This is a genomic window from Bradyrhizobium sp. BRP20, assembly GCF_020194215.1.
Classification (GTDB): domain Bacteria; phylum Pseudomonadota; class Alphaproteobacteria; order Rhizobiales; family Xanthobacteraceae; genus Bradyrhizobium; species Bradyrhizobium yuanmingense.
This window is the reverse complement of sequence record NZ_JADYVY010000001.1, coordinates 147360-162165: the sequence shown is the minus strand read 5'-3', so window position 1 is coordinate 162165 and position 14806 is coordinate 147360. Positions and strand designations below refer to the sequence as shown.

The 14806-nt window shown below is 66.4% G+C and carries 10 protein-coding genes; 5 read left to right on the top strand and 5 right to left on the bottom strand.

The window, feature by feature from the left end; all coding sequences use genetic code 11:
- Positions 1-7 precede the first annotated feature (7 nt).
- The 4 genes from I6F33_RS00740 to I6F33_RS00725 are packed head-to-tail and all read right to left on the bottom strand — an operon-like array spanning position 8 to position 5721.
- Positions 8-2221, bottom strand: coding sequence for an FAD-dependent oxidoreductase (locus tag I6F33_RS00740; RefSeq protein WP_225140707.1), 2214 nt, complete (start codon positions 2219-2221; stop codon positions 8-10).
- 19 nt (positions 2222-2240) lie between these two features.
- Positions 2241-3449, bottom strand: coding sequence for an acetyl-CoA C-acetyltransferase (locus I6F33_RS00735; RefSeq protein WP_225140706.1), 1209 nt, complete (start codon positions 3447-3449; stop codon positions 2241-2243).
- A gap of 55 nt (positions 3450-3504) precedes the next feature.
- A complete protein-coding gene (locus tag I6F33_RS00730) occupies positions 3505-5295 on the bottom strand; it encodes an acyl-CoA dehydrogenase C-terminal domain-containing protein (RefSeq protein WP_225140705.1) in 1791 nt (596 codons plus the stop codon).
- A gap of 39 nt (positions 5296-5334) precedes the next feature.
- Entirely contained in the window at positions 5335-5721 is a 387-nt protein-coding gene (locus tag I6F33_RS00725) for a nuclear transport factor 2 family protein (protein ID WP_036020541.1), read from the bottom strand.
- Between the two features lie 195 nt (positions 5722-5916).
- On the opposite strand from I6F33_RS00725, the gene I6F33_RS00720 reads away from it, so the two are divergent.
- The 3 genes from I6F33_RS00720 to I6F33_RS00710 all read left to right on the top strand — a co-directional run bounded on the left by I6F33_RS00720 (position 5917) and on the right by I6F33_RS00710 (position 12297).
- Positions 5917-6504: a PadR family transcriptional regulator gene (locus I6F33_RS00720; protein ID WP_036020538.1), complete on the top strand. Its 588-nt coding sequence runs from the start codon at positions 5917-5919 to the stop codon at positions 6502-6504.
- Positions 6505-6874: 370 nt separating this feature from the next.
- Positions 6875-10300 carry a tetratricopeptide repeat protein gene (locus tag I6F33_RS00715; protein WP_225140704.1) on the top strand — a complete coding sequence of 1142 codons (3426 nt, stop codon included), beginning with the start codon at positions 6875-6877 and terminating at the stop codon, positions 10298-10300.
- Positions 10301-10653: 353 nt separating this feature from the next.
- Positions 10654-12297 (top strand): lysine--tRNA ligase, encoded by a 1644-nt coding sequence (locus tag I6F33_RS00710; RefSeq protein WP_036020521.1) that lies wholly within the window; start codon positions 10654-10656, stop codon positions 12295-12297.
- Between the two features lie 9 nt (positions 12298-12306).
- Here the strand turns inward: I6F33_RS00710 and I6F33_RS00705 are convergent, their stop codons facing one another.
- Positions 12307-12963, bottom strand: a complete 657-nt coding sequence (locus I6F33_RS00705) for a helix-turn-helix transcriptional regulator (protein ID WP_225140702.1) — start codon at positions 12961-12963, stop codon at positions 12307-12309.
- Positions 12964-13255: 292 nt separating this feature from the next.
- Between I6F33_RS00705 and I6F33_RS00700 the strand changes: the two genes are divergently transcribed.
- Together I6F33_RS00700 and I6F33_RS00695 are read left to right on the top strand one after the other, a co-directional pair.
- On the top strand, positions 13256-13600 hold the full coding sequence (locus tag I6F33_RS00700) for a DUF952 domain-containing protein (RefSeq protein WP_035996479.1): 345 nt from the start codon (positions 13256-13258) through the stop codon (positions 13598-13600).
- A complete protein-coding gene (locus I6F33_RS00695; RefSeq protein ID WP_035996478.1) occupies positions 13597-14694 on the top strand; it encodes a quinone-dependent dihydroorotate dehydrogenase in 1098 nt (365 codons plus the stop codon). Before I6F33_RS00700 ends, I6F33_RS00695 begins: the two co-directional genes overlap by 4 nt.
- The last annotated feature ends 112 nt before the right edge of the window (positions 14695-14806 follow it).

Below are 14806 nucleotides of genomic sequence, written 5' to 3'. Positions count from 1 at the left end.
CCTCTCGTCAGGCCGCCGCCTTCTTCGGCGCGAAGCGGCCGTAGAAGGTCTCGCCCTTCGCGGCCATCTCTTCCAAGAGCTTCGGCGGGGTGAAGCGCGAGCCGTACTTGGCCTCCAGCTTGTGGCAGAGCTCGACGAACTTCTTCGTGCCCATGAAGTCGATGTAGGACAGGGTGCCGCCGGTGAACGGCGCGAAGCCGAAGCCGAGGATCGAGCCGACGTCCGCTTCGCGCGGATCAGTGATGACGTGGTCCTCAACGGTGCGCGCAGCTTCCACCGCCTGCACCACCAGGAAGCGCTGCTTCAGCTCCTCGATATCGAGCGTATCGGGATCGAGCTGCTTCGGCTGCAAGGCCGAGAGGCCCGGCCACAGGCTCTTCTGGCCCTTGCCCTTCTCGGGGTAATCGTAGAAGCCCTTGCTGTTCTTGCGGCCGAGCCGGCCCTGCTTCTCGACCATCTCCACCATCAGCTTCTTCTGCTCGGGATTGATCGCGTTGGGGCCGAGATCGGCTTCGGTCGCCTTCATGATCTTGAGACCGAGATCGAGCGCGACCTCGTCCGAGAGCGAGAGCGGGCCGACCGGCATGCCGGCCATCTTGGCGCAGTTCTCAATCATGGCGGGCGGCACGCCCTCCAGGAACATCTCGTTGCCTTCGGCGACGTAGCGGCCGACGCAGCGATTGGCGAAGAAGCCTCTGGAGTCGTTGACCACGATCGGCGTCTTGCCGATCTGGCGGACGTAGTCGAGCGCGGTCGCGAGCGCGACGTCGCCGGTGTTCTTGCCGAGGATGATCTCGACCAGCATCATCTTCTCGACCGGCGAGAAGAAGTGAATGCCGATGAACTTCCCCTGATCCTTAAAACTCTCGGCCAGCGAGGTGATCGGCAGCGTCGAAGTGTTGGAGGCGAAGATCACATCAGGCTTCAGATATTGCTGCGCCTTGGCAAAGGTCTCCGCCTTGACCTTGCGGTCCTCGAACACGGCCTCGATGACGAGGTCGACGTCCTTCAGCGCGGCGTAGTCTGCGGTCGGCGTGATGCGCGCGAGCAGCGCTTCGGCGTCCGCAGGCTTGGCGCGGCCCTTCTTGATCTGCTCCTCGATCACCTTCTGGGCATGCGCCTTGCCCTTGTCCGCGCTCTCCTGGTCGCGATCGATCAGGACGACGTCGAGGCCGGCGCGGGCCGAGACATAGCCGACGCTCGCGCCCATGAAGCCGGCGCCGATCACGGCGATCTTCTTCACCTTGGTGGCGGGCACATCCTTCGGACGACGCGCGCCCTTGTTGAGCTCCTGCATCGACAGGAACAGGCTGCGGATCATCGCAGCCGCTTCCTTCGAGCGCAGCACCGAGGTGAAGTAGCGCGACTCCACCCGCAGCGCGGCGTCGATCGGCAGCTGCAGGCCTTCATAGACGCAGCTCATGATCGCCCGCGCGGCCGGGTAATTGTCGTAGGTCTCGCGGCGATAGATCGCGTTGCCGGCCGGAAACATCATCATGCCGGCCTTGGAGAACACCGGACCGCCGGGCAGCTTGAAGCCCTTCTCGTCCCACGGCGCGACGGCCTTGCCGCCGCCCTTGATCCAGTCCTTGGCGGCTTTGATGAGGTCGGCTGCGGGCACGATGGCGTGAATCAAATTCAGCGCCTTGGCCTTGTCGACGGTGACGGGGTCGCCCTTGAGCAGGATGGTCATGGCGTCCTGCGGCGGCACCAGGCGCGGCACGCGCTGCGTGCCGCCGGCGCCGGGGAATAGCCCGACCTTGACCTCGGGCAGGCCGAGGCGCGTCTTGGGATTCTCCGCCGCGACGCGATAATGGCAGCACAGCGTGATCTCGAAGCCGCCGCCGAGCGCGAGCCCGTTGATCGCCGCCGCCCACGGCTTGCCTGAGGTTTCAATTCCGCGCAGCACCTGCGAGAAGCGCCGGCTCTGGTCGAACAGCATCTGGTTCGCCGCGGTCTCGCCCTGCTCCTTGAAAACCTTCGCATAGGCCTGGTTCATGCCTTCGAGCATGGACAGGTCGGCGCCGGCGCAGAACGCTTCCTTGGCCGAGGTGATGACGACGCCCTTCACCGCGGCATCCGCCGTGGTCGCCTTGACGATCGCCTCGAGCTCGTTGGTCGAGGTCTCGTCGAGCACGTTCATGGAGCGGCCTGGGATGTCCCAGGTGACGAGCGCAATACCGTCGGAATCGGTCTCAACCTTGAAGTTCTTGTACGACATGTTGGTTGCTCCTCAACCCTTAGACGCGCTCGATGATGGTCGCGGTGCCCATGCCGCCGCCAATGCACAGCGTGACCAGGGCGGTGGACTTGTTGGTGCGCTCGAGCTCGTCGAGCACGGTGCCGAGGATCATTGCGCCGGTGGCCCCCAGCGGGTGACCGAGCGCGATCGCGCCGCCATTGACGTTGATCTTGGCATTGTCGATGTCGAAGGCCTGGATGTAGCGCAGCACGACCGAGGCGAAAGCCTCGTTGAGCTCGAACAGGTCGATGTCCGACTTCTTCATGCCGGAGCGCGCGAACAGCTTCTCGGTGACGTCGACCGGACCGGTCAGCATCATCGCCGGCTCCGAGCCGATGTTGGCGAATGCGCGGATCTTGGCGCGCGGCTTCAGGCCGTACTTGCTGCCAGCTTCCTTGCTGCCGAGCAGCACGGCGCCGGCGCCGTCGACGATGCCCGAGGAATTGCCGGCGTGGTGCACGTAATTGACGCGCTCGATCTCCGGATGCGACTGCACCGCGACGCCGTCGAAGCCGCCCATCTGCGCGATCATCGTGAACGACGGCTGCAGCTGCGCCAGCGACTGCATCGTCGTCGAGGGGCGCATGTGCTCGTCCTTGGCGAGGATGGTGAGGCCGTTGATGTCCTTCACCGGCACCACGGATTTGTTGAAGCGGCCTTCGTCCCAGGCCTTGCCGGCGCGCTGCTGGCTCTGCACGGCATAGGCGTCGACGTCGTCGCGCGAGAAGCCGTACTTGGTGGCGATCAGGTCGGCCGACACGCCCTGCGGCATGAAGTAGGCAGGCACCGCCATCGAGGGATCCATCGGCCAGGCCCCGCCGGAGGCGCCGATGCCGACGCGGCTCATGGATTCGGCGCCGCCGCCGATCACGAGCTCATGCTGGCCGCTCATGATCTGCGCCGCTGCGAAGTTCACGGCATCGAGGCCGGAAGCGCAGAAGCGGCTGATCTGCACGCCCGGGACGGCCTCGCCGAGACCGGCCTTCAGCGCCGCGAAGCGCGCGATGTCGGAGCCGGCTTCGCCAACCGGATCGACGACGCCGAGCACGACGTCATCGACCGAATCCTCGGGCAGGTTGTTGCGGTCCTTCAGCGCCTTCAGCGGCACGGTCGCAAGCGCGAGCGCGGTGACTTCGTGCAGCGCGCCGTCCGCCTTGCCGCGGCCGCGCGGGGTGCGAACGTGGTCGTAGATGAATGCCTCAGGCATGACGCCCTCCTGATGTGATGTTCGGTACGATTGGGAGCAGGCAGCGGAAGCAGGCTCAGAAAGCTTCCGCCGGCAGTTCCATGATGGTGGCGCAGCCGGCCTGGATGCGCGCGAGATTGGCGGCGGTCTCCGGCAGCATCCGCTCCATGAAGAAGCGGCCGGTGACGAGTTTTGTGGAGAGATAGGGCGTCGCCCCGCTCTCGGCAATCTTGGCATTCGTCACCTTGGCCATCCGCGCCCACATGTAGCCCAGCGCGACGAAGCCGAAGAGATGCAGGTAGTCGGTTGCGGCGGCACCGGCATTGTCGGGCTTCGCCATCGCGTTCTGCATCAGCCAGGTCGTCGCCTGCTGCAGATGGCCGAGCGAGGTCGAGAGCGGCGTGATGAAGGGCTTCAGCGCCTCGTCGCCGCCGTTCTCCTTGGCGAACGCCATGACCTCGCCGAAGAAGGCCATGATGGCGCGGCCGCCGTCGCGCGGCAGCTTGCGGCCGACGAGGTCGAGCGCCTGGATGCCGTTGGCGCCTTCATAGATCATGGCGATGCGCGCATCGCGCACGAACTGCTCCATGCCCTGCTCGGCGATGTAGCCGTGGCCGCCATACATCTGCTGCGCCTGCACCGCGTTGGCGAAGCCATAGTCAGTGAGGAAGCCCTTCAGCACCGGGGTCATCAGGCCCATGTGGTCGTCGGCGGCCTGGCGGTCCTTGGGGTCTTCGGAGCGGTGGGCGACGTCGCTCTTCAGCGCGGTCCACATCACGAAGGCTCGCGCGGCCTCGTTGAACGCGCGGATCGAGAGCAGCGTGCGGCGCACGTCGGGATGCACGATGATCGGGTCGGCCGGCTTGTCCGGCGCCTTGACGCCTGACAGCGCGCGGCCCTGGATGCGCTCGCGGGCATAGGCGACCGCGTTCTGATAGGCGACCTCGGATTGCGCGAGGCCCTGCACGGCGACGCCGAGCCGGGCCTCGTTCATCATCACGAACATGCCCTGCATGCCCTTGTTCTCTTCGCCGATCAGCCAGCCGGTGGCGTTGTCGTAGTTCATCACGCAGGTCGAATTGCCGTGGATGCCCATCTTGTGCTCGATCGAGCCGCAGACGACGCCGTTGCGCGCGCCCACCGAACCGTCGGCGTTGACGAGGAACTTCGGCACCACGAACAGCGACACGCCCTTGATGCCGGCCGGCGCGCCCTCGATGCGGGCGAGCACGAGGTGAATGATGTTGGAGGCCAAGTCGTGCTCACCGGCCGAGATGAAGATCTTGGTGCCCGTGATCTTGAAGCTGCCGTCCGCCTGCCGCACTGCCTTGGTGCGGAGCATGCCGAGATCGGTGCCGCAATGCGGCTCGGTGAGGTTCATGGTGCCGGTCCATTCGCCGGCCACCATCTTCGGCACGTAGGTCTTCTTCTGCTCGGGCGTGCCGTGCACCAAGAGCGCCGCGGTCGCGCCCATGGTGAGGCCGCCATACATCGAGAACGCCATGTTGGCGGAGATCTGGAATTCATTGACCGCCTGGCTCAGCGTCACCGGCAGGCCCTGGCCGCCATATTCGGTCGGCGCCGACAGGCCGAGCCAGCCGCCCTCGGCGACCTGCTTGAACGCCTCCTTGAACCCCTTCGGCGTGGTGACGCTGCCGTCATCCGCACGCTTGCAGCCTTCGAGATCGCCGACGCGGTTGAGCGGCTGCAGCACCTCTTCGGCGAGCTTGGCGGCTTCGCCGAGGATGGCCTCGCGCACGTCGCTCGACGCATCGGAGAAGCCCGCGAGATTGTCGTAGCGATCGATCTGGAAGACGTCGTTGAGCAGGAAGTTCACGTCTTCGACGGGGGCTTTATAGATCGGCATAGTGGTCTCCCGGCATGGGGCTTGAGGAGGATGTTGGGCTTATGATTGGGCGGCGGCAAGCTGCTCCGCCATCAGGCGGTGCAGCATGTTGATCGCCTTGAGCGGACGCACCATCACCTTGAAGTGGGTGATGCGCCCCTCGCTATCGAAGCTGATGATGTCGACGCCGTTGATCTCGATGCCGTCGATGACATTCTTGAATTCGAGCACCGCGCCATTGTCGCTGCGCCACTCGCCGACATAGGTGAAGCCGGGGCCGCCGAGCACCTTCTCGGCGCTGGAGAGGTATTTGAAGGTGATGTCGCGGCCGCGCTGCGGCGTATGCACGACCGGGCTTTCGAACACGGCGTCGGGATGCAGGAGGTCCCAGAGCGCGGTGCGGTCGTGAGACTTCATGTAGGCGTACCAGGAATCGAGGCCGGTCATTCTCAGGTGCCTCCCTAGGCTAAGGGCAAAAGTGCGAAAACAACCCCATGCACAGTAGCGAGGAGATTGATTTCACTTGATTATTCAGCCGGGCCTGTGGCCCGCCTGCACGCCGCCTCATATGCACATTGACGCATATGCGCCGATGCGCATAAAGTCAAGCAGCTTGGTCAAACCTAAAGAAGGGGGCCGATCATGGCACTGGGCGACGCAATCCTCGCATGCCTGACGGAACGCCCGATGACGGGCTACGAACTCGCCAAGACGTTCGATTCCTCGATCGGCTTCTTCTGGAAGGCCGACCATCAGCAGATCTACCGCGAGCTCTCCAAGCTGCGGGACCGCGGCTACATCCAGGGCCGCGAGGTCGTGCAGTCGGGCAAGCCCAATAAACTGATCTATACGCTGACTCCCGAGGGCCGAACAGCACTGCGGCACTGGGCCGCGCGGCCAAGCACGCCGCCCTCGATCAAGGACGACCTCCTGGTGCGGCTGCATGCGCTCGACAGCATCGACATCGAGCCCATGCGCACCGACCTGATGGCCCGCCTGGAGCACCACCGCGACCGCCACGCCAATTACGAGCGCATCCTGAAGAAGCGCTTTCCCGACGGCACGGCGGAGGGACGGCTCGATCTCGGCAATCTGCTGCTGCTCCAGCTCGGCGCCCGCCACGAGCAGATGGTGGCCGATTTCTGCGAGGAGGCGCTGGAAGCGCTGTCGGCGATGAGCGGCAAGGCGACGGTGGTGCCGATCGAGGATGGCAAGCGCGAGAAGGGCTGAGGGCGCCGACGTTACGCGAGCCCTTTCCGCCTCCCCGCTGTCATCGCCCGCGAAGGCTGGCGATCCAGTATTCCAGAGACGGCGCGGCTAGAACCGAGGAGCCGCGGCGTACTGGATGCCCCGCCTTCGCGGGGCATGACACCGGTTTGTTTCGGGGCCCGGATGCGCGACACAACACCGCCCCCCAGTTCCCGCCGCCCAACTTTAAGACAGCCACGCCGCCTTCCTTAACTCGTTATTTACCGTAACAGGAAAAAGTCGGTTTTCGAGGCAGACGACCCGCGCCAAATTCGATTGTCTTTGCAACCGGCACGCGTGGGGAAGCTGGAGGCGCCGGGGTGGGGTGCCGAAGTCGGAACCGGACAGAGTCATGAATTCGCGCGTATCGTGGAGTGTCGACGGCATCGATCCATCCGTCCGGGAGCGGGCCGAGGCTGCTGCGCGCCGTGCCGGCATGTCGCTCAACGATTGGCTGAACTCCACGCTCGGCGATACTGCCCCGCCCAACTTCCGCGGATCCTACGATCAGCGTCCGCAGCACGTGCCGAGCCAAGGACCGAGTCAGGAGAGCCGCGAAGTCGCCGACATCCACCAGCGGCTCGACGCGATCACCCAGCAGATCGAGCGGATCTCGAAACCCGCGCCGCGCCAAGACTCCTCAAGACAAGACTCCTCACGACCAGACGTCTCGCGTGAGCAGGGCGTCGCGCGCCAGCTCAACGATGCGATCTCGCGGCTCGACGCGCGCCTGTCGCAGATCTCCCGTCCACAGCGGCAAGCGCCGCAGCCGCAGGCCCCTCGCCTCACCCCGGCCGAGACGCGCCAGCGCCAGGCCGATGCCGTCGAGCGCGCCGCCGCGCAGGTCTATCGCGGCTCACCACCCCTGAGCCCGGCTTCGTTCGACGTCGCGGTCGCCGAGATCACCGCGCGCCAGAGCGAGCTCGACGGCTTTGCGCCGCGGCAGATGCCGCCGCGTGCCGCGCCGCCGCTTGCGCCAACGGCTCCTTGCGCGCCGCCGATGGCGCCCGCCCCTGGCTATGCGCCGCCGCCACCGCAGCCGGGGCCGGATTTCTCCGCGCTCGAGCGCCATCTGCTCAAGATCACGAGCCAGATCGAATCGCTGCAGCGGCCCGACAATACCGAGCAGGCCATCAACGCCTTCCGCAGCGAGCTGGCCGAAATCCGCGCCGCCATCACCGAGGCGATGCCGCGGCGCGCGATCGAATCGATTGAGAACGAGATCCGCTCGCTGCACCGCCGGATCGACGAGACCCGCTACAACGGCACCGACGGGCAGGTTCTTGCCGGCATCGAGCGCGCACTGTCCGACATCAAGCAGGTACTGCGCACGCTGACGCCGGCCGAGCAGCTCACCGGATACGACGAGGCGATCCGCAATCTCGGCGCCAAGCTCGACCTGATCCTGCGCGCCAATGACGATCCCTCGACCGTGCAGCAGCTCGAAGGCGCGATCTCCGCGCTGCGCGCCATCGTCTCCAACGTCGCCTCCAACGAGGCGCTGGCACGGCTATCCGAAGACGTACAGCTGCTGTCGTCCAAGGTCGACCAGATCACCCGCGCCTCCGGCCATGGCGACAGCTTCGCGGCGCTGGAGCAGCGCATCGCGGCGCTCACGGCGGCGCTGGAAACCCGCGAGCGGCCGCAGCCGTCCGAGAGCACCGAGCATCTCGAAGCTGCGATCCGCGCGCTGTCGGACCGTTTCGACCGCATGCAGGTCGGCAACGATTCCGCCTCGACCTTCGCCCATCTCGAGCAGCGTGTTTCCTATCTCCTGGAGCGGATCGAGGCCGCCGCCGATCCGCGCAACGGCAATTTGAGCCGCGTCGAGGACGGGCTGCACGACATCCTCAGGCACCTGGAACGGCAGCAGGCGACCTATGCGGCCCTCGCCGAGAGCCGCAGCTCCGCGCCGCCGCCCGATTCCGGCATGGTCGACCTCGTCAAGCGCGAGCTCTCCGACATCCGCTTCAGTCAGGCCGAGACCAACCGGCACACCCAGGACTCGCTCGAGGCCGTCCACAGCGCGCTTGGTCACGTCGTCGATCGCCTCTCGATGATCGAGGGCGATCTGCGCGCGGTGCGCACCGCGCCGCCTCCCCCCGCCCCACAGACGATGTCGATGCCGATGGCGGCGGCGATGGAGCCGGCGCCGATGGCGCGCGAGCCGCGGCCGCAACCGCCAGCACAGCCGCCGAAATACGATCCGAAGCCCGAGCTGCCCAATCCAGCTGCCGCGCAGGCGCCGCCGGCTGCCTTCGTCGCCGCACCGCGCGAGTTCCACGCCGCCACCCCCGCCGCGCCGCCGCCCGTGCCGGCGGCGCCGCCGGTTCCCCCGCGCGCGATCAGCGAGATCCTGGAGCCGCACACGGCGCGCGCTGCACTCGCGCCGGAACTGCCGCCGGATCACCCGCTCGAGCCGGGCACACGGCCGGGCGGACGCCTCGCCACGCCGTCGGAGCGCATCGCCGCCTCCGAGGACGCGATCAGCGGAATTGCCGCCGCACCGAAGGAGCCGGTGTCGTCGTCGAGCTTCATCGCGGCCGCCCGCCGCGCGGCGCAAGCTGCCGCCGCACAGCCGCCCGAGAAGCCGGCCCGCGGCGCCAAGGCCGCGATCGCCCGCACCAAGGAGAAGGGCCAGGAAGGCGGCTCGACCATCACCTCAAAAATCCGCTCGCTGCTGGTCGGCGCGAGCGTGGTCGTGATCGTGCTCGGCACCTTCAAGATGGCGATGAACCTGCTCGAAGGCGGCAGCTCGTCACCGACGCCGCAGGCGATGCAAAACATCCCGAGCGAGCCGGCACCGCAGCCGGCGCCGCCGCCGGTCGAGACCAAGCCAGCCGCGCCCGAGCAGGTCACCCCGTCGATGACATCGCCGACACCGATCGGACGGCAATCGCAGAACAATGCCGCGCCGGCGCCTCTTCCCGGTTCCGGCAGCTCGGCCTCCGTTGAGATCCCGCAAGCGCCCGCCGCGGCGATGCCGCCGGTCTCAAGCGACGTCACCGGCGCGCTGTCGGGCACGAGTCGCGCCAAGCTCGGCGTCGTTCAGGTGCCGCCGAGCGAGAAGCTGCCTGACGGCATCGGCGGCCCGGCCTTGCGCAGCGCCGCGATGAAGGGCGATGCGACCGCGGCCTACGAGATCGGCGTGCGTTTTGCCGAAGGCAAGGGCGTTGCCACGAATTACGACGAAGCGGCGAAGTGGTACGACCGCGCGGCGCAGGCCGGGGTCGTCCCCGCAATCTTCCGCCTCGGCACGCTCTACGAAAAGGGCCTAGGGGTGAAGAAGGACGCCGACATCGCGCGCCGCTACTACACCCAGGCCGCCGAGCGCGGCAACGCCAAGGCGATGCACAATCTCGCCGTGCTCGATGCCGACGGCGGCGGTCGCGGCGCCAATTACAAGAGCGCGGCGCAGTGGTTCCGGAAAGCGGCCGATCGCGGCGTCGCCGATAGCCAGTTCAACCTCGGCATCCTCTATGCCCGCGGCATCGGCGTCGAGCAGAACCTCGCCGAATCCTACAAATGGTTCAGCTTAGCTGCCGCCCAGGGCGATGCGGATGCCGCCGGCAAGCGCGACGACGTCGCCAAGCGCCTCGACCCGCAATCGCTGGCGGCCGCCAAGCTCGCGATCCAGACCTTCAGCGCCGAGCCGCAGCCCGACGATGCCGTCAACGTTGCGACCCCGAACGGCGGCTGGGACAGCGCACCGCAGGCCAGCGCGAAGCCGGCCCCCAAGCAAGTGGCGACGAAACGCTCGGCCTCAGCGGCGCATTGAGCCGCATCGCATTCGATCCGACGCGGAGACACTCCCAACCCTCCCCCGCAAGCGCATGGCTAGCGCATATGACTTGTGGCGGCGGGCTGCGCGCACGCCTCGTCCTTCAAGACGGCGCTAACGCGCCTCCTCAGGATGAGGCTAATCAGCATCAGTGCTCGTTGAAACCGCTGCCGCGCACTCCGCCCTCATCCTGAGGAGCCCGCCCAAAGCGGGCGTCTCGAAGGATGGCCGCAGGGGAAAACTCCCAAATGCGCTAGCCCCTGCGCCAGCGGGAGACGGCTGGGGGAATCAGCTCGCAGCTTTTGCATTCTGCCGGGAAATCGCTATTTTCCGCGGCCCGGAGGCCCCTGATGTCCGTTATTGATCTAGCCGCAAACCCGAGCGAGTTGCGTGCGCTCGCCGAACAATCCAACGCCTGGCCGTTCGAGCAGGCGAAGGCCATTGTCGCGCGGCTGAAGAAAAGCCCGAAGGACGAGGTGCTGTTCGAGACCGGCTATGGTCCGTCCGGCCTGCCGCATATCGGCACGTTCGGCGAGGTGGCGCGCACCTCGATGGTGCGCCACGCCTTCCGCGTGCTCACCGAGGACAAGGTCAAGACGCGCCTTTTGGCGTTCTCCGACGATATGGACGGCTTCCGCAAGGTGCCCGACAACGTTCCGAACAAGGAGATGCTGGCTGCTCATATCGGCAAGCCGCTGACGCGGGTGCCGGATCCGTTTTCGAACGAATATCCGTCGTTCGGCGCGCACAATAACGCGCGCTTGCGCGCGTTTCTGGATCATTTCGGCTTCGACTACGAGTTCGCGAGCTCGACGGACTATTATACGTCGGGCCGCTTCGATGCGACGCTGCTGAAGATGCTCGCCGCCTACGACAAGATCATGGCGATCATCCTGCCGACGCTGGGACCGGATCGTCGCGCGACCTATTCGCCGTTCCTGCCCATCAGCAAGACCACGGGCGTCGTGCTGCAGGTGCCGATGATCCGCCGCGACGTCGCGGCGGGCACGGTGACCTACGTCGATCCCGATACCAACCAGGAAGTTGAAACGCCCGTCACCGGCGGCAACGTCAAGTGCCAGTGGAAGGCCGACTGGGCGATGCGCTGGGTCGCGCTCGGCGTCGACTACGAGATGGCGGGCAAGGACCTGATCGATTCCGTGAAGCTGTCCGGCGCGATCGCCAGAGCGCTCGGCAGCACGCCGCCCGAAGGCTTCAACTACGAGCTCTTCCTCGACGAGAAGGGCCAGAAGATCTCGAAATCGAAGGGCAACGGCCTGACCATCGACGAATGGCTGCGCTACGCCTCACCGGAATCGCTCTCGTTGTTCATGTACCGCGAGCCGAAGGCGGCCAAGCGGCTGTATTTCGACGTCATCCCGCGCAATGTCGACGACTACCAGCAATTCCTCGACGGCTTTCCGAAGCAGGACGGCAAGCAGCAGCTCGGCAATCCGGTCTGGCACATCCACAACGGCAAGCCGCCGACGGGCGACATGCCCGTCACCTTCCAGCTGCTCCTGACGCTGGTGTCATCGTCGAACGCGGAGAACGCCGAGACGCTGTGGGGCTTCATCGGCCGCTACCGGCCCGGCGTGAGCCCGCAGACCCATCCGAAGCTGGATGCGATGGTGGGCTATGCCATCAACTATTATCGCGACTTCGTCGCGCCGACGAAGCAGTTCCGCGTACCCACGGACAGCGAGCGCGCCGCGCTGCAGGATTTGCGCGATGCGCTGTCGCAGCTTGCGCAGGACGCATCCGCCGAGGACATCCAGAACGTCGTCTACGAGATCGGCCGCCGCGAGCCGTTCCTCGACCAGGTCAAGAAGGGCAAGGACGGCCGCCCCGGCGTCACGCTGGACTGGTTCAACATGCTCTACCAGGTCCTGCTCGGCCAGGAGAAGGGCCCGCGCTTCGGCTCCTTCGTCGCGGTCTACGGCGTGCAAAACGCGGTCAACATGATCGACGGCGCGCTGGCGAGGAGTGCGTGAGCGACGCCATCACTGGCTCGCCCAGATGATGCGCGCAACCCAGGCGACCTCGCTCGCCGCGACCGTTCGCGCCGCCTGTGACGCATCGAGGGGCGCCAAGTCCAGGGTCTTTGCCGTGCGGCGCTTCAGGGTCGCAATCGTGATCTCGTCCGTCTTGATCTTGACCACCACGCGATCACCCTTGCGGATCGGCGCCGCAGGCGAGACCAGGATGATGTCACCGTCGCGATAGGCAGGCAGTAGCGCAGCGCCGGAAATCTCCAGCGCAAAGACTTGACCGTCCTCTCCGATCGGAAGCGCGATCTCGGTCCAGCCCCTGCCGGTTGGAAGACCGGCCTCATCGAAGGCGCCGCTCATTCCGGCCTGTGCAAAGCCGAGCAGCGGCACCGAGCCGCGGCCGCTTCCACCGTCGTCATCAATCAGCTTCGCAAAGCTGTCGATCGAGGCGTCGGCCGCCGCCAGCGCTTTTGCGATCGATTCGGTCGAGGGCCAGCGCTCGCGGCCGTCGGCGGTGACGCGCTTGGACCTGTTGAAGGTGGTGGGGTCGAGCCCGGCACGCTTGGCAAGGCCGGACGGCGACAGTCCGGCGCGCGCCGCCAGCCGGTCCAGCGCGGCCCAGATCTGGTCGTGAGTCAGCATCCTCTGCGCTTTGGCCTGTCTGACCATGGAAGGCCCAGCCCGTCGCAACTCAGGAAAACTGTCCTCAAATCAACCGGTTTTCCGTTTTTCGCGCAAGAGGCGACCGAGGCGGCGTTCGCAAACGAAGCGGGTAGCCGTTCGCGTCAGGAAAGCGCGCAAAACGGGAATCTGGAGCCCCGAGCCGATTTCATCGGCGCGGAAAAGGCTCTAAGCCTTGAGTTCGGAAGGGGCGGGCTTTACGGTCGCGCCCGGGTTTCGAGGACCCGCGAAAAGCGAAAAAACCCAAGAGACTCAAAGAACAAACAAGGCTGCGGTAGCGGTGGTCAAGATCTACAAAATCTGTCCGGCCTCGGCCTGGCGCGAGGCGGAACGGCAGGGTGTCTACCGGGGCAGCGCAGATGACGCGCGCGACGGGTTCATCCATTTCTCGACCGCGGCCCAGGTTCCCGAGACCCTGCGCAAGCACTATTTCGGGCAGCGCGCGCTGTTCCTGGTCGAGGTCGATGGCGACGCGCTCGGCAGCGAGTTGCGCTGGGAACGCTCGCGCAATGACGAGCTCTTCCCGCATCTCTATGGCGAGCTCGATCTCGGCGCGGTCCTGGCGGTGATGAACCTCAACATGCGCTCTGACGGCAGTCACGATGTTCCGGAGCTGTTGCCGTGATCCGCGCGTTCGACGCCTTTTCGCTGCCGGTGCTGCGCTGGCTCGATCCCGAGGACGCGCATCGCCTCGCGATCCAGGGCCTACGCTTCCTGCCGCCGGTCAAGCCGCGCGCCGATGATCCCAAGCTCGCGGTGCGCGCCTTCGGGCTGAACTTTCCCAATCCGATCGGCATGGCCGCGGGGTTCGACAAGAGCGCCGAGGTGCCGGACGCGCTGCTGCGGCTCGGCTTCGGTTTCGTCGAGATCGGCTCGGTGACGCCGAAGCCGCAAGCCGGCAATCCGCGGCCGCGGCTCTTCCGTCTCGAGCGCGACGAGGCGATCATCAACCGCATGGGCTTCAACAATGACGGCGCGGAGGCGGCTCTGCGCCGGCTTGCCGCGCGCGCGCAGCACGGCGGCATCGTCGGCGTCAATGTCGGCGCCAACAAGGATTCGCCGGACCGCGTCGGCGACTACGTCAAGCTCATCGAGACCTTCGCGCCGGTGGCGAGCTATTTCACCGTCAACGTCTCCTCGCCGAACACGCCGGGCCTGCGCAACCTTCAGGAAGGCGCGCTGCTCGACGATCTGCTCGCGCGCGTGATCGAGGCCCGCGAGCGTGTCAGGCAGAAGGCCGGCGACACGCCCGTGCTGCTCAAGATCGCGCCGGATTTAAGCCTCGCCCAGCTCGACGATGTCGTGCAGGTCGCGCGCTCGCGCCGGGTCGACGGCATGATCGTGTCGAACACCACGGTCGCGCGGCCGAGCACGTTGCGTGAAGAGACGCGGGCGAAGGAGCAAGGCGGCCTGTCCGGCCGGCCGCTGTTCCGCCTGTCGACGCGCATGGTCGCGGAAACCTATGTGCGCGTCGAGGGCGCATTCCCGCTGATCGGCGTCGGCGGCGTGGATTCGGGCGGCGCCGCGCTGACCAAGATCCGCGCCGGAGCCAGTTTGATCCAGCTCTATTCCTCGCTGGTCTACAAGGGCCTCGGCCTCGTCGACGAGATCAAGCGCGACCTGACCTCGACATTGCTGCGGACAGGGCGGGATTCGCTGTCGGAGATCGTCGGCGCCGATGCGGCGACGCTGACGGCGGAAGACTGGCCGGGGATGTAGCTCTTCGCCTCTCCCCGCCTGCGCAGACTTCGTAGCCCGGATGGAGCGCAGCGCAATCCGGGAAGCTATCGGCATGGACAAAGCCCCCGGATTACGCTGCGCCCCATCCGGG

Bases quoted from the DNA above. Each gene is read 5' to 3' on its own strand.
- I6F33_RS00740 (WP_225140707.1), bottom strand. From the start codon at position 2,221: ATGTCGTACAAGAACTTCAAGGTTGAGACCGATTCCGACGGTATTGCG.
- I6F33_RS00735 (WP_225140706.1), bottom strand. From the start codon at position 3,449: ATGCCTGAGGCATTCATCTACGACCACGTTCGCACCCCGCGCGGCCGC.
- I6F33_RS00730 (WP_225140705.1), bottom strand. From the start codon at position 5,295: ATGCCGATCTATAAAGCCCCCGTCGAAGACGTGAACTTCCTGCTCAAC.
- I6F33_RS00725 (WP_036020541.1), bottom strand. From the start codon at position 5,721: ATGACCGGCCTCGATTCCTGGTACGCCTACATGAAGTCTCACGACCGC.
- I6F33_RS00720 (WP_036020538.1), top strand. From the start codon at position 5,917: ATGGCACTGGGCGACGCAATCCTCGCATGCCTGACGGAACGCCCGATG.
- I6F33_RS00715 (WP_225140704.1), top strand. From the start codon at position 6,875: ATGAATTCGCGCGTATCGTGGAGTGTCGACGGCATCGATCCATCCGTC.
- I6F33_RS00710 (WP_036020521.1), top strand. From the start codon at position 10,654: ATGTCCGTTATTGATCTAGCCGCAAACCCGAGCGAGTTGCGTGCGCTC.
- I6F33_RS00705 (WP_225140702.1), bottom strand. From the start codon at position 12,963: ATGGTCAGACAGGCCAAAGCGCAGAGGATGCTGACTCACGACCAGATC.